General features: G+C 62.9%; 18 protein-coding genes and 2 tRNA genes. 7 read left to right on the top strand and 13 right to left on the bottom strand.

What is annotated here, in order from left to right; all coding sequences use genetic code 11:
* Positions 1–7: 7 nt before the first annotated feature.
* From AB4Z38_RS15075 to orn, 4 genes are all read right to left on the bottom strand, one after another.
* Positions 8–859, bottom strand: coding sequence for an acyltransferase domain-containing protein (locus AB4Z38_RS15075; RefSeq protein WP_441430448.1), 852 nt, complete (start codon positions 857–859; stop codon positions 8–10).
* Positions 860–862: 3 nt separating this feature from the next.
* Positions 863–1,435, bottom strand: a complete 573-nt coding sequence (gene def / locus AB4Z38_RS15070; protein ID WP_441430447.1) for a peptide deformylase — start codon at positions 1,433–1,435, stop codon at positions 863–865.
* Between the two features lie 124 nt (positions 1,436–1,559).
* Positions 1,560–1,632: transfer RNA gene (locus AB4Z38_RS15065), tRNA-His, on the bottom strand.
* A gap of 130 nt (positions 1,633–1,762) precedes the next feature.
* Complete coding sequence (gene orn, locus AB4Z38_RS15060) at positions 1,763–2,389, bottom strand: oligoribonuclease (protein WP_441430446.1); 627 nt, start codon at positions 2,387–2,389, stop codon at positions 1,763–1,765.
* A 151-nt stretch (positions 2,390–2,540) separates the two neighbouring features.
* Here orn and mptB (AB4Z38_RS15055) point away from each other — a divergent pair, with 151 nt between their 5' ends.
* Positions 2,541–4,166 (top strand): polyprenol phosphomannose-dependent alpha 1,6 mannosyltransferase MptB, encoded by a 1,626-nt coding sequence (gene mptB / locus AB4Z38_RS15055; RefSeq protein WP_441430445.1) that lies wholly within the window; start codon positions 2,541–2,543, stop codon positions 4,164–4,166.
* Here the strand turns inward: mptB (AB4Z38_RS15055) and AB4Z38_RS15050 are convergent.
* Both AB4Z38_RS15050 and AB4Z38_RS15045 read right to left on the bottom strand, forming a co-directional pair.
* On the bottom strand, positions 4,150–5,403 hold the full coding sequence (locus AB4Z38_RS15050) for a glycosyltransferase 87 family protein (protein ID WP_441430444.1): 1,254 nt from the start codon (positions 5,401–5,403) through the stop codon (positions 4,150–4,152). The genes mptB (AB4Z38_RS15055) and AB4Z38_RS15050 overlap by 17 nt on opposite strands.
* 34 nt (positions 5,404–5,437) lie before the next feature.
* Positions 5,438–6,751 carry a glycosyltransferase 87 family protein gene (locus AB4Z38_RS15045; RefSeq protein ID WP_441430472.1) on the bottom strand — a complete coding sequence of 438 codons (1,314 nt, stop codon included), beginning with the start codon at positions 6,749–6,751 and terminating at the stop codon, positions 5,438–5,440.
* Positions 6,752–6,955: 204 nt separating this feature from the next.
* Between AB4Z38_RS15045 and mptB (AB4Z38_RS15040) the strand changes: the two genes are divergently transcribed.
* Together mptB (AB4Z38_RS15040) and map are read left to right on the top strand one after the other, a co-directional pair.
* A complete protein-coding gene (gene mptB / locus AB4Z38_RS15040) occupies positions 6,956–8,575 on the top strand; it encodes a polyprenol phosphomannose-dependent alpha 1,6 mannosyltransferase MptB (protein ID WP_441430443.1) in 1,620 nt (539 codons plus the stop codon).
* A 356-nt stretch (positions 8,576–8,931) separates the two neighbouring features.
* On the top strand, positions 8,932–9,699 hold the full coding sequence (gene map / locus AB4Z38_RS15035; protein ID WP_441430442.1) for a type I methionyl aminopeptidase: 768 nt from the start codon (positions 8,932–8,934) through the stop codon (positions 9,697–9,699).
* 35 nt (positions 9,700–9,734) lie between these two features.
* Here map and AB4Z38_RS15030 read toward each other — a convergent pair whose 3' ends face one another.
* Together AB4Z38_RS15030 and AB4Z38_RS15025 are read right to left on the bottom strand one after the other, a co-directional pair.
* Positions 9,735–10,064: a GNAT family N-acetyltransferase gene (locus tag AB4Z38_RS15030; RefSeq protein ID WP_441430471.1), complete on the bottom strand. Its 330-nt coding sequence runs from the start codon at positions 10,062–10,064 to the stop codon at positions 9,735–9,737.
* Positions 10,065–10,665: 601 nt separating this feature from the next.
* Positions 10,666–10,738 (bottom strand) — tRNA-Arg (locus AB4Z38_RS15025).
* 217 nt (positions 10,739–10,955) lie between these two features.
* Between AB4Z38_RS15025 and AB4Z38_RS15020 the strand changes: the two genes are divergently transcribed.
* From AB4Z38_RS15020 to ettA, 3 genes are all read left to right on the top strand, one after another.
* On the top strand, positions 10,956–11,522 hold the full coding sequence (locus AB4Z38_RS15020) for a single-stranded DNA-binding protein (RefSeq protein ID WP_441430441.1): 567 nt from the start codon (positions 10,956–10,958) through the stop codon (positions 11,520–11,522).
* 92 nt (positions 11,523–11,614) lie between these two features.
* Positions 11,615–12,145: a DUF6993 domain-containing protein gene (locus tag AB4Z38_RS15015; protein WP_441430440.1), complete on the top strand. Its 531-nt coding sequence runs from the start codon at positions 11,615–11,617 to the stop codon at positions 12,143–12,145.
* A gap of 47 nt (positions 12,146–12,192) precedes the next feature.
* Positions 12,193–13,875 (top strand): energy-dependent translational throttle protein EttA, encoded by a 1,683-nt coding sequence (gene ettA / locus AB4Z38_RS15010; protein WP_236811427.1) that lies wholly within the window; start codon positions 12,193–12,195, stop codon positions 13,873–13,875.
* 103 nt (positions 13,876–13,978) lie between these two features.
* Here the strand turns inward: ettA and tesB are convergent, their stop codons facing one another.
* Positions 13,979–14,887 (bottom strand): acyl-CoA thioesterase II, encoded by a 909-nt coding sequence (tesB, locus tag AB4Z38_RS15005; protein WP_441430439.1) that lies wholly within the window; start codon positions 14,885–14,887, stop codon positions 13,979–13,981.
* A 62-nt stretch (positions 14,888–14,949) separates the two neighbouring features.
* Between tesB and AB4Z38_RS15000 the strand changes: the two genes are divergently transcribed.
* Positions 14,950–15,624 (top strand): hypothetical protein, encoded by a 675-nt coding sequence (locus AB4Z38_RS15000; protein ID WP_441430438.1) that lies wholly within the window; start codon positions 14,950–14,952, stop codon positions 15,622–15,624.
* A gap of 206 nt (positions 15,625–15,830) precedes the next feature.
* On the opposite strand, the gene AB4Z38_RS14995 is transcribed toward AB4Z38_RS15000, so the two are convergent.
* The 4 genes from AB4Z38_RS14995 to pepN form a co-directional block, all read right to left on the bottom strand.
* The gene (locus AB4Z38_RS14995) at positions 15,831–16,250 is read right to left on the bottom strand and encodes a globin (protein WP_441430437.1); all 420 of its coding nucleotides are present in this window, start codon (positions 16,248–16,250) and stop codon (positions 15,831–15,833) included.
* A 55-nt stretch (positions 16,251–16,305) separates the two neighbouring features.
* Complete coding sequence (locus AB4Z38_RS14990; protein WP_441430436.1) at positions 16,306–17,034, bottom strand: mechanosensitive ion channel family protein; 729 nt, start codon at positions 17,032–17,034, stop codon at positions 16,306–16,308.
* 146 nt (positions 17,035–17,180) lie between these two features.
* Positions 17,181–17,660 carry an OsmC family protein gene (locus AB4Z38_RS14985; RefSeq protein WP_441430435.1) on the bottom strand — a complete coding sequence of 160 codons (480 nt, stop codon included), beginning with the start codon at positions 17,658–17,660 and terminating at the stop codon, positions 17,181–17,183.
* Positions 17,661–17,759: 99 nt separating this feature from the next.
* Positions 17,760–20,321, bottom strand: coding sequence for an aminopeptidase N (gene pepN, locus AB4Z38_RS14980; RefSeq protein WP_441430434.1), 2,562 nt, complete (start codon positions 20,319–20,321; stop codon positions 17,760–17,762).
* Positions 20,322–20,454: the final 133 nt, after the last annotated feature.

The raw sequence follows: 20,454 nt of genomic DNA, 5'->3' as shown, positions 1-20,454 counted from the left end.
GGCCGCGTCAGGCGTCGTTGCTCCGCGCCGGGGGAAGCACTAAATGGCCGTGTCCAAGTTGCCAGACCCCGCCGTCGTCGATCCTTTCCAGCACCACCCGCTGAAGCGAGGTCTCGCGGGGGAGCCGATCAAGGTTTTCCATGCCCCGCTGCCGGAAGGTGAAGTAGACGGCGTCGACCGGAGCGTCTGAGCAGCGGTCCAGGGTGAATCGGCGGGCAAAAGCGGCGATGTTGCTGTCCGGCAGTTTCCGGGACAGATACGGATCCAGCATCCAGGAGTCGCAGATCGCCACGGAGACGGCCTTGTCCGCGAAGTACCGGTCGAAGAACTCCCTGGCCTGGCTGAAGCTCGAGTCCACGAGGGCAGGGGAGAGGCCGCCATCCTCGGGGATGTGTACGCCCAGCACCCAGGAGTCGCTAACGGTGGCTGAGCCTCCCGCGTCGCCGCGGACAAGGTGGAATTGCAAGCGGCCGATCCGGAAGATGTTTCCGGCCATGTGGAGGGTCAGCCACGCCCACGTGTCCAGGCCGAAGCGCTCGTGAACCCGTCGGTTGATACGAAGGTTCAGTCCCACATCGGCCAGGATCGCGGCGGAGGACTCCGGCGGGATGCCAAGGGAAAGATGATGGCCGTGGACTACCGGTGCGAAGCGCAGGAGCGCCTCGATCCAGTCCGTTTCCGTGCAGCCATCCGCGGAGGCAGACTCGTTTGGAAAGGCGCCCAGGCGGGTGTGAAGGCTGGCAAGGGCCTGTCGCGTTCCGTCTCCGGGAGGAGAGGCCAGGAGCGAGGCACACGCAAAAACGTCCTCGCCGTGGATGTCGAGAAGCTTGAACAATTCGTCCTGCTCGATGACGGTCATCGCTCAGTGTCCGAAGGGGTCCGGGTCAACACCTGGCATCCAGCTCAGCCCGGGTACTCCCCAGCCGTTCTTTTTGGCCTGCTTCATGGCTTTCTTTGCGTAGCGGTCAGCCAGGCGGTCCACATAGAGCTTGCCGTCAAGATGGTCGAATTCGTGCTGCATGACTCTCGCGAACCAGCCTGTCGCCACGAAATCCACCGGGTTGCCGTCGCCGTCGAAACCCTGGATGCGGGCCCATTCCGCCCTCTGCAGGGGGTAGTGCTCCCCGGGGAACGACAGGCAGCCTTCGACGTCTTCCTCGGGATCGGGGAGGGCACCGGGGATCTTGGAGAGGGTGAGGATCGGGTTCACCAGAACGCCTTCGTCCGGTGCGTCGTCCTCGTTCGCGTATTTGAAGATGAAGATCCGCTTGCCGACCCCCACCTGGGGTGCGGCCAGCCCGACGCCGTTGGCGGCTTCGTTCGTCTCGAACATGTCGGCAATCAAGGTGCGCAGATCGTCGTCGAACTCTTCCACCTCGCTCGCCCGGCGGTGAAGCACGGGCTCGCCCCAGATGGTGACTGGCAGGACGGTCATGTCAGGTGTTCCTCTGGTTCTCGGGTCTGGAATGGCCGAAATCGGCCGGAACAAAACAAAGGCCGCACTGGATAACCAGTACGGCCTTTGGCTGCGATCGATAAACTGCTACCAATCCCATGAGGGTGAGCGACGGGGGTTGAACCCGCGACCTCCTGGACCACAACCAGGCGCTCTGCCAACTGAGCTACGCCCACCATGAGCCTTTTGTGCTTTCGGAATGACCCGTTAGCTGCGAAGGCAACGACAAAAACTATACCCCGTCTTGGAGAGTGGTTTTGCCACTTTTGACCGTTTGGCTGAAATTTCCCGAAAAGGTGCCGCAGATCACGCGCCTTCCGGGGTTTCCGGGCCGGCAGCAATCTGCTTGGAAATCTTCTGTGCCGTTGCTGTATCTGGACCAGGCGCCGGGACGAACACGGCCTCGCGGTAGTAGCGCAGTTCGTCGATGGAGTCCCTGATGTCGCCAAGCGCGCGGTGGCCACCATGTTTGGCGGGCGATTGGAAATATGCGCGGGGGAACCATCGGCGCGAGAGTTCCTTGATGGTGCTGACGTCGATGACCCGGTAGTGGAGGTGTTCAACGATGTTGGGCATGTCCCGCGCGAGGAACATCCGGTCGGTTCCGACTGAGTTGCCACCCAACGGTGCCTTCTTCGGATCCGGTACCCACTTCTCGATGTACTCCAGGACGATCGCTTCGGCTTCGGCCATGGTCTTGCCGTGCGGGAGCTCGTCCAGGAGTTTCGAACGGGTGTGCATGTCGCGCACGAAGTCGTTCATCTGTTCAAGCGCGGCATCTTCGGGTTTGATGACGACGTCGACCCCATCACCCAGGATGTTCAGCTCCGAATCGGTGACCAAGGCCGCGACCTCGATCAGGGCGTCGTTTTCAAGGTCGAGACCCGTCATCTCACAGTCGATCCAGACGATGCGTTCATTAGTAATAGGCACCCGCCCAGCCTACCGTTCGGGCGCATGGGAAGGGTGGCGGGGCGCTCCATTCCGCGTCTGCGGCTTACCGCGGCTGGTAAACTGGGCCGTTGTCGAGCGGTTGTTGCCTGCATCGATGAGCTGGACCAATGTACGTAGGGACTGGAATATCATGACGGCAGGCGGAACGGGCGTGGGCACCTCAAATAGCCGGGATGAGGCAAAGGATCCCGCGGCGCCGTCGGAGAGGGCCGCCGCGAGTCTCTATTCCCCGGATGCCGCGCACATCGGCGCCGGAACCCCCGGCCAGATCAAGGCCTACGTGGCAATCTGGCAAGGATTTTTTGGATCCCTGATGATCTTCGTCGGTTCGATCGGCGCCGGCTGGATCGCCAACGGCTCGCCCATGTTCAGGCACCCGCTTGTCATCGCCCTGCGCACGGAGGGCTGGGGCGTGACGACCTCCACCATCCTGCTGACGGCGGGGGCCATGCTTTTGGTCAGGTCATGGTTGAGGCTCGGGCAAAGGCTCAAGGACTGGGGACCAGGATCGCTCAGATCGGTGGTTGTCGCTGTTGCGGCGTGGGCGGGGCCCCTGATGTTCGCCGTGCCCATCTATTCGCGCGACGTGTACGCCTACACCGGTCAGGGAAGGCTGGTGCTGGAAGGCCAGAACCCCTACACTGCGGGCATTTCTTCGCTCAGCAACTGGTTTTCCCTGGGCGCTGATCCTGCCTGGGCGGAAGCCAAGACGCCGTACGGACCGTACTTCCTGTGGCTTGCCAGATGGGTGGTGGGCATCACCGACGCCCAGCCCGATTTTTCCGTTTTGCTCTTTCGCGTTCTTGCGACTGTGGGAGTGCTGCTCTGCGTGGTATATGTTCCCAGGCTCGCCGAATTGCACGGGATTAATCCCGGCCGTGCTCTGTGGATCGCCGTGGCCAACCCGCTCTTTCTCATCAGCTTCGTCGCCAGCGCCCATAACGATGCCCTCATGGTGGGCCTGGCGGTGGCCGGAATGTACTTTGCAGCAACCGGGCGCCACATCATCGGGCTGCTGCTGGTCACGGCTTCCATCGGCATCAAGCCGATCACAGTACTTCTCTTGCCTTTCATAGGGCTCATGTGGGCGGGTCCGGCAGCGAGTTGGGCCCGCAAGTTCTTTTTCTGGGGCGCGACGGCGGGTATCAGCTTTGCCGTCCTGGCAGTGAGTGGAATTCCTTACAACCTTGGCTTTGGATGGGTCTGGGCCATCCTCGATCCGACGCCCGGCTACACGGGATATTCTCCTTCGGGATTCCTTGGCCAGCAGGTCGAGGTGATTGCCAATCTCCTGGGCCTGCCCGGTTCCACCGTGGCCACTGGGCTCCGGACCCTCATGAAGTGGGCCGGAATCGGGCTGGTGGTGTTACTGATGTTCCGCGGCGACTATTCGCGGCTGGTGCGACGCGCGGCCCTGGCGTTTGCCGCCGTCGTCATGCTTTCTCCGATTATCCAGCCGTGGTACATCCTGTGGTTCATCCCGCTGCTCGCGGTCACAGGCATCAGGGACGACTGGCAGATCAAGTCCCTCTATGTCGCGGTCACGTTTTTCGTGGCCTTCGGCGCCCAGGACCAGATTTCGGTGCTGTCCTTCGTGGAACTGAACGTCAAAGTGTCCTCCCTGTCCTTCCTCGTGGCCTTGGGATTCACCGTCTACCTGATGGTGTTGGACGTTCACACGCGCAGACTGTTGATCCGTTCCACCCCTGCGCAACTGCTCCGCAGGCTTGAGCGGCGGCTCAGGCGCTCTGAATAGCGGTTCTTGCGCTGGACTTGCGGCCCAGTTCCACGGTCCGCTGTACGGACCACCAGAGCAGGACAACCAGAAGCACGTTCCGGGTGGTGAGCACTGTTGCCATCACGGGGTTGGCGTGGATCAGCGGCGTGTAGAACAGCGGGTAGATCACAAAAGTCGTCATGGCGATCCCCATCAGGAGGGCGGCAGGAACCCGCCAACGGTTCCAGTCATGGGTCAGCCCGGCGATAACCACCGGCGCAAGCCAGATGATGAATTGCGGCGAACCCACCTTGTTGAACACGATGAACGCGGTGGTCATCATGAGGGCGCCCTCGAGGAACAGCTCTTCCGCTTCGGCACCCCGCCGAAGCGCCCAAAGCAAAAGGGCAGAGCCGGCGACGGCGGCAAGCACCAAGAGAGGCTGCATCATGAATGCCGCCGCATTGGCGCCCGGCCCGTACACCTCGGTGGAGTTGATGGCGACGTTGTCGGCGATTTTGGAGCCGCCGATGTTGAGGACGCTCAACCAGACCCAGGGCGTTGAGAACGTGGCTTCCAGTTGCATGCCGCGTTCGCCTTGGTTGGTCAAAAAGTCGAGGATATGCGGGAGGCCGCCTGAAAGGTAGGTACCCAGTGCGACGACGGCACTTACGGCGGCGCCGCACGCGATGATCCGCAGCCTGCGGTGGCTCGCGATGATGATGGGTACCAGAACGGCGGCCGGCCAGACTTTGATCCACGTGGCGATGCTGAGGAGGATGCCAGCCGCCATGGGCCGCCTGGCGGCATACAGCAGGGCCACCAACACGATGGGTGCGGTGATGCCCTCTACGCGGGCGAAGCTGAGGTAGCCCATGAAAGCGGTAAAGAACAGCCACCACCAGGCAGGGGCGATCCCCGTTGTCCTGCGCGGGCCGCGTGTCAAGATGAACAAGCCAGCGGCATTGAGCGCAGCGATGATCAATGTCCAGACCAGCAGGTACGGACCCGGGCCCGCGATGTTGGCCAGGAAGATCGGAATTTGGGCGAGCACAGGATATACCCAAGGACTGATCGCTCCGTGGAGATCCGCGGGGTTGTAGCCGGTCATCGCCCACTGGCGGTACTGCTCAGTGTCGCTGAACGTGTTTCCGGACAGGAAGAAACTCGCCATCCAGCCGAGGAAATACACATGGATGGCGGCGAAACCCCACCAAACGCTCGAAGGACGGCCGAACCAGGCGACGGCGGCAGGCGGCAGGGCGGCGTCGCGCACGCGGGCCAGCCCGTCAAAGAATCGAACGGAAATCTCAGGACTCCTTGGCAGCGGCGGCCGGTTCGGTGGCCGGGATCTTCTTGCCCAAAAGGTACAGGCGGCGTACTGACCAGCAGAACAGGACCACCAGCAGGACATTGCGCACAGTCAAAACCAAGGCCATCAGAGGGTTGTTATGGCTGAGTGCGTCATAGAAAAGGGGATAGATGAAGTATGTCGCTACCCCGATTGCGATGAGCATCGCCGCGGGAACCCGCCATTCCTTCCAGCTGTGGGCAAGCCCGACCGCGACAGCAGGCGCCAGCCACACCATGAACTGGGGTGACCCGACCTTGTTGAAGACGACGAAAGCCGTGGCCATGGTCAGGGATCCAGCCAGCAACAATTCGGTGCGGTCCGCGCCGCCGGTTCGCTTGCCGTTGTGCAGTGCCCAGAAGGTCAGGGCGGCAACCAGGATCGCGGCCAGGACAAGAAGCGGCTGCATGAGGAACGACATGAAGGCCGTGCCAGGGCCATCCACCTGCATCGAGTTGATGTCGGTGTTCATGTACATTCTCGAGTCACCCACATGGAGGACCGAGAGCCACAACCACGGAGTGGTGAAGGTGGCTTCCAACTGCATGCCACGATCGCCTTGCTGGGTCAGGAAGTTAAGGAGCTTCGGCAGTTGACCTACGGCCGCCGTGAGGGCGATGACTAAGACGCTGGTCAGAATTCCGGCGGCCACCACTTTGGTTCTCTGCTTGACCACAGTGAACAAAGAAAGCATGACGGCAGCCGGCCAGACCTTCATCCAGGTGGCAACGCTCAGGAGGGTCGAGGCAATGAAAGGGTTCGACACCCCGTACGCCAAGGCGATCAGCACGATGGGGGCAGTCAATCCGTCCACCCGGGCGAATCCCAGCCAACCCATGATGAAGACGAAGACCAGCCACCACCAGCCCGCCGGGACAGCCTCGCGACGGCGGCCCCGTCCCGTGAGCTTGGCGAGAGCGACTCCGTTGAGCAGGGTGATCATGAGCACCCAGATAAAGAAAAACGGACCGGGTCCAGCCAAGCCCGCGATGGCCATAGGCACCAAGGCCAGCACGGGGTAGACCCAAGGGCTGGGCCCGCCGCTGAGGTTCTCATCCCGGAACCCGGCAGAGGTCCAGTCCCGATAGATGAAGGTGTCGCTGAAGGCCTCGCCCCGCAGGGAAAGAATCAGGGCAAACACGAGGAAGACCAAGTGCACGACGCAGAAGCCTACAAGCAGGCCCTTGGGAGAATTGAGCCTTGCCTCCACTGAAGAGGGAAGAACACGATGCCGGAACCGTGTGAGCGCGCTGAAGAATGAGTCCGTGGAAATGGGAGGATCCTTGTCAGGTAGTTATCGTCACAGGTGCCGTAAGAGCCCCATCCATCCTATCTCAGGCCACTTTCGCGGGCAGACCCATGGTCCGGTTGGCCCCGGGAAGCCAGGGGTGGCGATGCTACAGTTGCAATAATCCATGGCAGCCGGCAGTGCCACTTTGGCCCGGATGCGGCAGGGAACCGGACAGGATTTTGTTTGATGGTGACGTCGAAGTTTCGTGAGCGTGAGGTGGGGAGTTCGTTGGCTCATCCAGAGGCGCTTGGCGATTCCAACGCCCCGGTACACGGCACTGTGATAGCCAAAGCGGCAAGGACGGCGATCGTCCAAGGGCTCGTCGGGTCGTTGCTCATGGTCGCAGGTTCGGTCGGCGTCGGCTGGTTGGCCAGTAGCAGCGGCTTGATCCGGACCCCCATCTTCATCATGGCCAGGACATCTCCTGTTGGCGTGATCCTGTGCACCGTGATGCTCTGCCTCGGGGCACTCCTGCTCCTGCGCTCTTGGTTGCGCATTGCCCAGCGGATCGGCGGATGGAACCCGTCCTCGCGTCCCGTCCTTCGGCGCGCATTGTGGATGTGGGCAGTCCCGATGATGTTCAGCTTGCCGTTGTTCAGCAGGGACGCCTATGCCTACATCGGCCAGGGCCGTCTCATGGAGCAGGGCCTGAATCCATACACCAACGGCATCTCCGCCCTGAGCAATTACTTTTCACTAGGACCCGACAAATTGTGGACCGAAGCACCGACGCCTTACGGTCCGCTGTGGCTCTGGATCGAACAGGGCGCCGTGTGGGTGAGCGCCAGTGTCCCCGAGCTTGCACTGATTCCCTTCCGCCTGGCCGCCCTCGCCGGGGTCATACTGCTCGCTGTCTACGTTCCCCGCTTGGCTGCGCTCCACGGAGTGAACCCCGACCGGGCGCTCTGGCTTGGGGTCCTCAACCCGGTCCTCCTGATCAACTTCATCGCCAGCGCGCATAACGACTCCTTGATGTTGGGACTGGTAGTAGCCGGGCTGTACTTCGCCTCGGTCAGACGGCCCGTGCTTGGAATCGTGCTGATCACGGCCTCGATCGCCATCAAGCCGATTACTTTGATTGCCTTGCCTTTTGCCGGACTGCTGTGGGCCGGTGCACGTGCCGGCTGGGGCCGCAGAATGATCTGCTGGGCGGCTACCTTGGGCTTGTCCCTAGGGCTCCTGGCCGCCACAGGATTGGTGAACGGCCTGGGATTTGGCTGGCTTGGCGCCCTCCAGACTCCCGGCGCCGTCTGGATCTGGTACGCGCCGGTTGGCTTGCTGGCACACACGGCGGGATTCGTCGTCGGACTTTTCGGGGGTCCCGGCGCGCCCGTGACGGACGTTATCCAGACCGCGGGAACGGCGGTCTCGGCGCTTGCCATCGTCTGGCTCGCCGTACGAACGCCAGGCCGCGGAATCGGTATGCCTCCGCCGCTCGACGACGAAGCCGAGTTCAACAAGACGGTGCTTCGCAGGATGGCCTGGGCCTTCGCCGCAGTCGTCGTCCTGGCGCCGGTGATCCAGCCTTGGTACATGGTGTGGCTGCTGGTGTTCTTTACCGTGACGGGCATCGCGGACGGCGCCCAGCTTCGGACGGTCTTCTATTTGACGGCGTTCTTCACCCTTATCGCCCTGACGGACCAATTGAGTGTCTTCCAATGGATCCCCATCGAGGTGGTGCGCGGAGTGGCCATCGCCATCGCGGTCTCTTTCATCGCCTATCTGGTGTTCTTTGACAAGAAGACCCACGTGCTGTTCCGCCCACGCCGCGGAATTTTGAAACTCAAGCTCAAACCGAAGTCCTGAGCCGGATTCACCCGAGGTGTTTCATCGCTTCACGTAGGGACAACGGGCTCAGCCTTAAGCGAGGTCAGGTCGATGGCCGCGTAGCGTTCTTCCCGCGATGTAGCTTCCCGCCACAGCTGCCGTACATCGTTTCATGTACGCCTGCGCCGTTTTCGCACGGTCCGGATCTGCCACTGCCTGCAGGCGTACCCGGATGATGGCGATTCTTCGGTGCTCCATACCGCGACTTTAGGACACTCGTGGACCGAGGCGGACACGCAACCCTGTTGACTGGGATAAGGGCGCCCATAGAGTGGGTGGAAAGAGTTCGTCCGGTGGCCGGTCCGGCCCCTGGTTCCTCATGCTTGGAGGCCTCAGTGTCTATGGTGAAGACCCCAGAAGAGATTGCGCTCATGCGCGAAGCCGGAAGAGTGGTTGCCAACACGCTTTCGGCGGTTCGTACGCACGCCGGGGTTGGAGTGTCTCTCAAGGAACTGGACGAAGTTGCTGCCGCTTTCATGAAGGACGCCGGAGCCAAGCCCGCGTTCCTGAATTACCGTCCGCGGTGGGCGTCCACGCCATTTTCAGGGGTCATTTGCACGAGCGTCAACGACGCCGTGGTGCACGGCATCCCGGACGGATATGTGTTGCAGGACGGCGATCTGTTGAGCGTCGATTGCGGGGCATTCGTGGAGGGTTGGTGCGGGGACGCGGCAGTCAGTTTCATTGTGGGTACTGCGGATCCGGTGGACCAGGAGTTGATCGATGCCACGGACACCGCCCTCGCCCGCGGAATCGAGGCCGCCAGGATTGGAAACAAGATGGGCGACCTTGCGTACGCCATTGGCGGAGAGGCCAAACGCAGCGGCTACGGGATCCTTGCAGATCACGGTGGGCACGGCATTGGCAGGACCATGCACGCCGAGCCGAGCGTGCCGAACTTCGGACGGCCGGGCCGTGGCGTGAAGCTCGTGGAGGGCCTGGTGATCGCCATCGAGCCGATGTTGATCCTGGGCGGCAGCGACGACTACTACCACGACGACGACCAGTGGACCCTGCGCTCCGCCAACGGCCGCCGTGCGGCGCACAGTGAACACACGGTGGCGATCACTGCGGACGGCCCGGTTGTGTTGACACTGCCTTAGCTGGGTTGTTTCTTCGGCGTACGGGGCACGATAAATCAGCGCCGTCGGCGCATGACCGCCCTTCCGGACACCGCTGTGGAAACCGTAAAGAAGCCAGGCGCCCCGAACAGCTTCACAGTTCCCTGGTAGAGATCGGCCGGACCGGCCCTGGGCCGCAGCGAGGAATCCACGGGGTAGCCTTCCACGATTTCGGCGCCATGCGCGAAGGCATGCCCGACGGCGGCCTCCAGCAGTGCGGCGGACACCCCGCTCCGGCGGTGGCCGGGAGAAACCACGAACCAGCTCACCGACCAAACTCCCGTGCCTTCCTGGGCACCTGCTCCCGCGTCCCGGGCCGGACGGTTGGCCGCTTGCCGTTGCCAAATGTCACCTAGTGCCGCGTGTGGTCAGTGTAAAGGTCGACCCCGTCCGGAGGGGCGGCCCCGAGCCCATCCGGTCGGCTGCGTGATCCCGCCTTCGGCTTAGCTGCCCGCCTGATTCCGGCGTCGCGTTCGCGGTGTTTGGCAAACCGCTTGTGATTTTTGAGCGCCGTGGGTCGCCGCCCAAAGACCAAAACAAGTGCTGCGAATGCCGCGCCCGTCAGCACCGCAATGACCCAGATCGATTGTTGTCCGTCCAAGTTCTTCACCAATCTCAGGTCGTCGATTGTCTGTGCTCAGTCGTGGCAGTCCGGCCTGTCCGGCCCGGAACGGATCCTCAGCGAAACTGTAGATTGGCTCGTAACCACCGTCGCGAGTGGTCCATACCCGACTTTTGAGCCTCTTGCGCTGCTGTCGTTAACCAAGCAGCGGCATGCCGGGTGGTCGAAGCGCGTGACTCCGCAACGCAGCTTGCGGTCCGCAGGCTTTACGGACTTTCGGTTCCGGGGAAATGATTCTGGCGGATAAACGGTGGATCCGACGCATCTGAAGGCAAGAGAAGAGCGGCTCTGGACTACGTTTTCGCAGTTCAGAGCCGCTCTTTGGGTGCCCCGGGAGGGAATCGAACCCCCGACCAAGAGATTAGAAGGCTCCTGCTCTATCCTCTGAGCTACCGAGGCAGGCGGCGCACTCTCAGCACGTGGCTGAGGTGCCATCAAGAGTTTACATTGCGGCGGCTGCCTATGTGGTCGGCCCGGTTTCGACCTGACTGTTCCCCCACAGGCGGCCATTGCGTCGGGCTATCCACATACGTGAACTAGGTACTGCCGCGGAAGTTCGCGGCACGTGAAGCTGAAAGAGCCAGGCAGGCAGCTCAACTCACGTTAGGACAAGACCATGAATGACATCATCACAGTCCGGGGATTCGTTGCCACGGAACCCAAAAGTTCGACGACACCAGGCGGGACGGGGACGGCCTCGTTCCGGCTGGGCTCCACGGCCCGCAGGTTCGACCGCGCGAACGATGTCTGGGTGGATGGCAACACCAATTGGTTCAGCGTCCAGGCGTTCAGGCATCTCGCGGGAAACATCGGATGCAGCGTCAGGAAGGGCCAGCGGGTCATCGTGGTCGGGAAACTCAAGTTGAGGCAGTGGGAACACGACGGCAAGATCTACCACGTTGCCGAAATCGTCGCCGAGTCGGTGGGGCACGACCTCATGTGGGGCTCGGCGAACTTCATCAGGACTACCACTAGCACCAGCCCGCAGAGTATGCCCGCCGCCGCTGAGGCGGAGCCGGAGAACCCGTGGCCCTCGGCCGAGGATGATGGTGAAGACGGCCCGCATGACGACGAAGACGGCAGTGCCGCGTCTGAGCGGGAAGTTATCCTTTCGGCCGGAGAAGGCGATGAGTCGCTTCTCGTTGATACTCACACCGGAGAACTTGTGGACGCCAGGGCTTGAATGATGAGAGGCCGGAAACAGGGATGCCGCGGACATCTGCGGATGCCATGTGGCGCGGCGGGTAGGGCGCCGCATGGCAGAATGGCCGGGTGATGAGCAGGGGAACGCCGCGAAAACGATCAGGACGCCGCGACGCGGCCGGAAGCCCGGGTTTGCTGCTTGCAGTACCGTTACTCGTGGCCGGGCTGGTGGCCGGCTGCACGGCGCCTGCTCCCGTGGTTTCAGGAAACACGCCGGTCTCATCGCCTGCCCCATCGAGTACAGCCAGTGCCACCCCCGCTGTCACGCCCGGGGGTGGAAGCTCATCGGCGTCGGCGTCGCTCAGCGCGGGAACCGCGGCACTGAAGCAGACGATGGAGTCCGTACTGAAGACCATTGCCGCCGCAACCCCGAAACCGGCACAAGACGAACTGCGATCGCAACTCGTATCGGCCGGCATTCCGGCCCCTGCGGTCGAGGTATCCGTGAGCAAGACGCCAACGGGACTGGATGTCGACGCCATCGAGGCCGCAGCCAGACTGGACAAGGACTGCGTCATGGGCGAGATCAGGGCCGGTCAGGTTTCCGTGACGGTCTTGCCAGTGTTGGCCAGCGGCAAATGCTTCGTCGGGGATTCCCGCTAGCAGGGCCGAATGTGAGTTATGCCTTGCCACCCATTAGATTTAACGGCATGGCGGAATTCATTTATACGATGACCAAGGCTCGCAAGGCCGTTGGCGAAAAACTAATCCTGGACGATGTCAGCATGTCGTTCTTCCCTGGCGCGAAGATCGGCGTCGTTGGTCCGAACGGAGCCGGCAAATCCACGATCCTGAAGATCATGGCTGGTATCGACACACCGTCGAACGGCGAAGCCCGCCTCAGCCCCGGCTACTCCGTGGGCATCCTCCTGCAGGAGCCGCCCCTGAACGAGGAAAAGACCGTCCTGGGCAACGTCCAGGAAGGCGTGGGCGAGATCTACTCGAAGATCCAGCGCTTTAACGCGATCTCCGAGGAAATGGCCAACCCGGACGCCGACTACGACACCTTGCTCGAGGAAATGGGCCACCTTCAGGAAGCCATCGACGCTGCAGACGCGTGGGACATCGATTCCCAGCTTGAGCAGGCCATGGACGCACTCCGCTGCCCGCCGGGCGACTCCGACGTGACCGTCCTGTCCGGTGGTGAGCGCCGGCGCGTAGCGCTCTGCAAGCTCCTGCTGCAGAAGCCCGACCTCCTGCTCCTTGACGAGCCCACCAACCACTTGGACGCCGAAAGTGTCCTGTGGCTGGAGCAGCACCTCTCTTCCTACCCCGGTGCCGTCCTCGCCATCACTCACGACCGCTACTTCCTGGACCACGTCGCCGAGTGGATCTGTGAAGTGGACCGCGGCCGCCTTTACCCCTATGAGGGCAACTACTCGACATACTTGGAGAAGAAGCGCGCCCGCCTCGAAATCCAGGGTAAGAAGGACGCCAAGCAGGCCAAGCGTCTCACCGAGGAACTTGAGTGGGTCCGCTCCAACGCCAAGGGTCGCCAGACCAAGTCGAAGGCTCGTCTGGCCCGGTACGAGGAAATGGCAGCCGAGGCTGACCGCACCAGGAAGCTCGACTTCGAGGAAATCCAGATTCCGCCCGGACCGCGTCTGGGTGGCCTGGTTCTGGAGGCCAAGAACCTGCAGAAGGGCTTCGAGGACCGGACCTTGATCGACGGGCTTTCGTTCACGCTGCCCCGGAACGGCATCGTCGGCGTCATCGGTCCTAACGGCGTCGGCAAGACGACCTTGTTCAAGACCATCGTCGGGCTTGAGCCGCTCGACGGCGGCGACCTCAAGATCGGTGACTCGGTCAAGATCTCCTACGCAGACCAGAGCCGTGGCGGCATCGACCCCAACAAGACCCTGTGGGAGGTCGTTTCAGACGGTCTGGACTTCATCCAGGTCGGCCATGTTGAAATGCCTTCCCGCGCCTACGTCGCGGCCTTCGGCTTCAAGGGGCCGGACCAGCAGAAGAAGGCCGGGGTGCTCTCCGGTGGTGAGCGTAACCGCCTGAACCTGGCACTGACCCTCAAGCAGGGCGGAAACCTCCTGCTTCTTGACGAGCCCACCAACGACCTCGACGTCGAAACCCTCAGCAGCCTTGAGAACGCCTTGCTCGAGTTCCCCGGCTGCGCCGTAGTTGTCTCGCACGACCGGTGGTTCCTCGACCGGGTTGCCACCCACATCCTGGCCTACGAAGGCGACGAGGAGAACCCGTCGAAGTGGTACTGGTTCGAGGGTAACTTCGAGTCCTACGAGGAGAACAAGGTGGAGCGCCTCGGTGCGGACGCTGCCAAGCCGCACCGTGTCACGCACCGCAAGCTGACCCGCGACTAAGCGAATTGCTCCACAGAAGGCCGGCGCCCTGGATATTTCTCCGGGGTGCCGGCCTTTCTTTGCTTCGATGATCCTGGCGGCGTTGTGGCAGCTACGCGGGCAGCTACGACGGGATCCGGAGCATGCCCTCTTGCGCTACCGTGGCGACGTGCCGGCCATCGCGGCTGAAGATCTTGCCGGTGGCGAGTCCGCGGGCGCCTTGGGCGCTGGGGGACTCCTGCACGTAGAGCAGCCACTCGTCCACGCGGACGGGGCGATGCCACCACATGGCGTGGTCAAGGCTCGCTACGCTCATGCCTGGCACCATCCAGCTCAATCCGTTCTTGCGCAGCACCGATTCCAGGATGGTGTAGTCGCTCGCGTAGGCCAGGGCGGCCAAATGGAGGTTGGGATCGTCCGGCATCGGGCCAAAGGTCTTCATCCAGACGGCATTGCTGGCGGCCCGGTCTTTCGGCGCCTCCACATAGATTGCGGGATCGACGTGGCGGACATCGAAGGGCCGCTCGAAGGACATGTGGCGGGCGAGCGGATGGTCGTACTTCTGCAGCAGTTCCGCCGTGCTGGGCAGCGTTTCGGGGTCCGGGATACCGGCCGGCATGGAGGACTGGTGTTCCACGCCCTCCGCTTCGGTCTGGAAGGAAGCGATCATCGACAGGATCGGTTGGCCTTCCTGGTAGGCGTGCACGCGCCGGGCGGAGAACGAGCGTCCGTCACGAAGCCGTTCAACGCTGAAAGTGATGGGCTGGTTGGCGTCGCCCGGACGAAGGAAATAGCCATGCATGGAATGGACGGTTCGGTCCTCCTCGACCGTGCGCATACCGGCCACGAGCGACTGGGCGAGCACCTGCCCGCCGAACACGCGGTGGCGTGGCTGTTTCTGGGAGGGGCCGAGGAAGATGTCCTCGGCTGTCCTCGCGCCGTCGAAGTCGGCCAGGGACAACAGGTCGATGAGGGTGGATGTGGGGTCCTCAAGGGCGACCTGATGTTCCAGGCCGGCGCGCGCGTCAGTCATGGTTCGACTCTAGACGCCCCCTGACCCCTCTCAACCGCGGACATGCCGGTAGAGTCGATGATGTGTCCGATGTATTGACCCAGTCCTTCCATTTCGTCGATCCCCGTGATCTGGCGGATCTCCGCACTTATGTCACGCGTGCCAAGAGCATCGACGATGGCGCCATCCGGCTGCAGGCCTCCGGACGGGTCCTGGCTGCGTATGTGTGCGTCCTGAGGCCGCGCCTCCTGGGCGAAGCGACGCCGACCATTCTCGGGCTTCGGACCATCGCCCTCGCCGATGACGCGCAAGCGGACGTCACCGTGAGCCTGTCCTCGGTCCTGGACCGCTTGGCGCGTTCCGGTGCCGACGACGTCGAGCTTCCGATCCCGCCGTCGACCGTTTCCGAATCGTGGGCAGGAGTCGGTGCACCCCGCAGCGGCTGGGAGCCTCTGGGTTCAGTGCCCGACGCCGAACTCAAGTCTGTGGCGAATGCCGGCATTGCCGAGGTGGCCGGGATCGTTCCGGATCAGCCTGGTGCGTTAATCGTCAACAATGCCAGGGCCGCGGTGTGGGGCCGGGAGATTCCGGGACTCGACGGCGTGCCCGCCGGCGCAGCGTTCGCGGCGTTGGCGCTCGGTTTCCTTGGCGACGGCGAACACCGGCTCTTCCGCAACGGCCGTTGGTTCCGGCTCAGCGGGAGCCGGGGCCACATCCTGGCACGATCCGGATCGGGCCTGGGCTTCCAGGCCCGCTGAGATTGGGGCAGGCCCTTTCGTGTCGCGTTCCGCGCCACGTAGGGACCCTGCTGCCCCACTCTAGGCAGGCCCTTTCGTGTCGCGTTCCGCGCCACGTAGGGACCCTGCTGCCCCACTCTAGGCAGGCCCTTTCGTGTCGCGTTCCGCGCCACGTAGGGACCCTGCTGCCCCACTCTAGGCAGGTACATCCCTAAGCGCCCACGCCCTCAGGGCTGCTGGACCGACGGGCTGTTGACCATCGTGAGCGCGGCCCGCTCCATGTAGTCCCACAGTGTGCCTTCGTGAAGCGGCGACAAGCCGAGCGAATCCACTGCCGCGCGCATGTGGAAGAGCCAGCGGTCCTTGGCTTCGGGCGTCACCTGGAACGGCATATGCCGCATCCTCAACCGGGGGTGCCCGCGTTCCTCGCTGTAGGTACCTGGGCCGCCCCAATACTGCTCAAGAAACATGAGGAACCGTCGCTTTGCCGGGGCGAGGTCTTGTTCCGGGTACATGGGCCGGAGCAATGGATCTCCTGCGACCCCGTCGTAGAAGACATCGATGAGCCTCACGAAAGTCTCGTGGCCACCGATGGCCTCAAAGAAGCTGTCGGTGTAGGCAGGTTGGCTGAACGGATCGTTTTGCATCAACTGCCGCCGTTCGGCTGGCTGCGGTGTCGAGGATACCGGCTGGCCGCCCATGTCACTCACCGGCTTTCTGCTCTTGAATCTTGAGGGATTCCCTTGAAGATTGAGGCGCGCCGGATGCAGCGGTTTCGGCAGGCGAAGTACCCGGGGGTGCCGGCGGAACGTCGTCCGGGACTGCTGGTTCCTCCGGCACGTAGTCGCCTTGCGAGCGGTTGCCCACCCTCAGGATTTCTCCGTTGCGCAGATACCAGATGGCGCCGTCTTCGGCCCGGAGTCGGGTGATCCGGAGGCCTACGGATTCAACGGTGCCAATCACTTCGGTGGTCACGATCACATCGCCGATCCCGAACTGGTCCTCGATGGTGATGAAAATGCCGGACAGGAAATCGCGGATGAGCTGTTGGGCTCCGAAGCCAATGGCCACACCCAAAATCCCGACGCTGGTGAGCAGCGGTGCAATATCCACATTCAGGTATTTGAGTACGTAGATGATGACGATGACCACCACCACCACGCTCAACACGCTTGTCAGCAGCGAGCCGATCGTGTGGGCGCGTTGGGCGCGCCGTTCATGGTCGAGCGCCCGGAAGGCCGGCTGGACCCACCTGAAATGCGGTTTCTTGAAGAAACTGGTGCCCTCTGCCACGCGGCGGGTAATACGCAGGATGATGAACCGGGCCACAACCCAGAACACCAACCCAATGCCCAGCGTCACGAAGATTGACACGTAATCGATCTTGGCTGCATCGGCCACGATGTTGTCGGTCGACGAGGCGACGTTCATGTGCGGGAATGCTCCTCACGGGATCCAATTGTTCGCCAGGCCCTTTATTGCCGGGCGCTGAACACTCTGTCCACGGTCAACCCTATCGCCGTAGCCTGGCCGGATGCGCATCATGATTCTTGGCGGAACAGCCTCACGTCATCTGGTTAGCTGGCGGTCGCCGTCGTGCTCGGCTCATGAAGAACGGGAAAATTGACGCTCCGGGCGATAAAGCACACCTGGTTGGCCTCATGGTGCAGTTCGTCCACGAGGGAAATATGGTCCGGGTCGGCAACGGTGACCTGCGGTTTCAAGGTGACGTTCTCGAACTGGCCGCTGCCATCGCGATTGAGCCTCATCATGCCCTCGGCGTGGTCTACATAATCGGTGACAACCACGCCGTGTTTGACCGCAACATGCAGGAAGGACAGCATGTGGCATTGGGAAAGAGCGGCGAGGAGAAGTTGCTCGGGGTTGTACCGGCTACGGTCTCCATGGAAGGTGGGATCCGAGGAGCCCTTCAGGACGGGCAAGCCGGGGATCTCGACGTCGTGGTCCCTGGTATAGCCGCGATAGGTGGAAGTCCCTGTGCCCACATTTCCGGTCCAGCGCACGGTCAGGGAATAGCTGTGTTCGTCCAGGCTCATGCGGAAAGTCTAGCGGCGGTGCGTTCGCGGCCGGCACACAGGAGGCCCCGGTCCCGCTGAAGCGGAACCGGGGCCCGACGGTGATTTGCCCGACGGTTTCTAGACGTCTGCCGCGCGGGCTTTCAAGGCGCGGGCGACGCCGTCGCGGTTTTCCAGCATCATGCGCCGCAGGGCGCTGCTATCCGCCGGCAGCTCAGCGAGGAACTTGTCCGTGCGGTCAACCGTGGCCTGCGTGGTCAGCTGCGCCGGGTAGAGCCCGACGACGATTTGCTGGGCCAGCGCATGGGTGCGGGTAGCAACAATCTCCGGTACGGCCGCAAAGTACTCTTCGGCGTACGGCTCCAACAGGGAGGTGTCCAGCACCCGGGTGAAGCCCGCGACGGCGGAGCTTTGAATGGCGTTGGAAAGCTCACCTGTGACCACGATCTTCTTCCACGCGGCGGCCTTGGCCTCGGGGGTGGGAAGGGCTGCCGTCGCCAAAGCGGCCGCGTTCTGGCCATTGGCCGTGTGGTCCCGCTCGAGTTCGGCGTCGATCCGGTCCTGGCCCTGGCGCCCGCCCACCACCAGCGCGGTGAGGAGTTCCCAGCGCAAGTCCTGGTCAACGGCCAGGCCGTCCAGGACGGTGCTGCCGTCCAGGACCGCCTGGACTGTGTCCAATTGGGAGCTGCTCGCGGCGAGCAGCGCGAAGGACTTCACGAATTGGAGCTGGGCGTCCGATCCGGCGGCCGCGGTGGTCGAGAGTTCCCACAGCGCGTCAGCGGCGGCCACCGTGGCGGCATCCTTGTGCGCGGCTGCGACGTAGTAAGTCAGGGTGGTGGCCAGCTGCCGGAGCTGGGTCTGGATCACGGAAGAATCGGTCTCGGACGCGATGTTCGCCAGGATCAGCTCGGCGTAGCCACGGGCCGGGGTTTCGCCGTCGCGGGCCGCATCCCAGGCCGAGCCCCACACGAGGGTGCGCGGCAGGCTGCCGGCGAAGTCCTTCAGGTGGGCCTTCGCAGTGGCCAAGGATGTGGGGTCGAGGCGCACCTTGGCGTAGGCGAGGTCGTCGTCGTTGAGCAGGACCAGGTCCGGACGTGCCTTTCCGGCAAGGGCGGAGACGTCGGTCCGGGAGCCGTCGACGTCGAGCTCTTCACGGTGGGTCCTCTCAAGCTTGCCTTCGGCTGAGAGGTCGTAGAATCCGACGGCGAGGCGGTGCGGCCGCAGCGTGGGCTGCTCGTCGATAGCCGTCTGCAGGATCGCAAAGGACGTGATGATGCCGTTGGCGCCGACCTCGAGCTCGGGGGAGAGGGTATTGACGCCGGCAGTCTCGAGCCAGAGCTTGCCCCACTGGTCCAAATCGCGGCCGCTGGCAGCTTCGAGTTCCTTCATGAGGTCCACCAGTTCGGTGTTCTGCCAGGCATGCTTCTGGAAGTATTCGCGGACACCGGCCATGAACTGTTCCGGTCCCACCCAGGCAACCAACTGCCGCAGAACGGAAGCTCCCTTGGCATACGTGATGCCATCGAAGTTGACCTCGACGTCCTGGAGATCGTTGATCTCGGCGAAAATCGGGTGCGTCGTGGGCAGTTGGTCCTGCCGGTACGCCCAGGATTTCTCCACCGAGGCAAAAGTGGTCCACGCCCGGTCGAATTCCGTGTTCTCGACAGCAGCCAAGTGGGACATGTACTCGGCAAAGGACTCGTTGAGCCAGAGGTCGTTCCACCATCGCATCGTGACGAGGTCCCCGAACCACATGTGGGCCAATTCGTGCAGCACGGTAATGGCGCGGCGCTCGATCTGGGCGTCGGTGACCTTCCCCCGGAACACGTAGCCTTCGAGGATGGTCACCGCACCGGCGTTTTCCATGGCGCCGGCATTGAACTCGGGAACGAACAGTTGATCGTACTTCTCGAAGGGATAGGGGAATCCGAACTGGGCCTCGAAGAACTCAAAACCCTGGCGGGTCAGTTCGAAGATGTTGTCCGCGTCCAGGTATTGCATGAGGGACTTGCGGGCGAACACCCCGAGCGGGATGACCCGGCCATCCGAGCTGGTGACCTTGCTGCGGACCGATTGGTACGGTCCCGCGATCAAGGCAGTGACGTAGGAAGAGATGCGGGGAGTGGGGGCGAAATGCCAGACGGAGCGCGCTCCGCCGCCGTCTCCGGGAGTGGTTTCCACCGGTACCGGAGTGGGCGAGTTGGAGATCAGGTCCCAGTGCGAGGGCGCAGTGACCGTGAACGTGAATGCGGCCTTCAGGTCCGGCTGCTCGAAGACAGCGAACATGCGGCGGGAATCCGGCACCTCGAACTGCGTGTACAGGTAGACCTCGTTGTCCACCGGGTCCACGAAACGGTGCAGGCCCTCACCGGTGTTCATGTAGGGGGCATCGGCAACTACCTTGAGTTCGTTCTCCGCGGCGAGCCCGGGCAATTCAATGCGCACGCCGTCGGACACCGCTGCCGGATCGAGTTCGATGCCGTTCAGTGTCACGCTGTGCACGGTCTCCGTGATCGCGTCGATAAAGCTCGAGGAGCCCTCGACGGCGGAGAACTTCACCACCGTGGTGGAGCCGAATACCGTGGCGCCCTTCGTCAAGTCGAGGGTGACGTCATACGAGCTCACGGTGAGCAATTCTGCGCGCTGTCCGGCTTCGGCGCGCGTCAGGTTCAGGCCTGGCAAGGTTTGCCTCCAAGAATGGTGTCGAGAAGCCGGTTGGTTTCAGCCAGCGCCGGCGCTGTGAAGTCATTCTTTCACTTGATCCCCCCTTGGCAAGGAAGCTCGATCACAGTGTCGCCGGCGCGGGGTAGCGTTG

This window comes from Arthrobacter sp. 2RAF6 (assembly GCF_052115205.1).
Lineage (GTDB): Bacteria > Actinomycetota > Actinomycetes > Actinomycetales > Micrococcaceae > Arthrobacter.
Note: the sequence above shows the minus strand (reverse complement) of the source record. Positions and strands in the feature narration are given on the sequence as shown.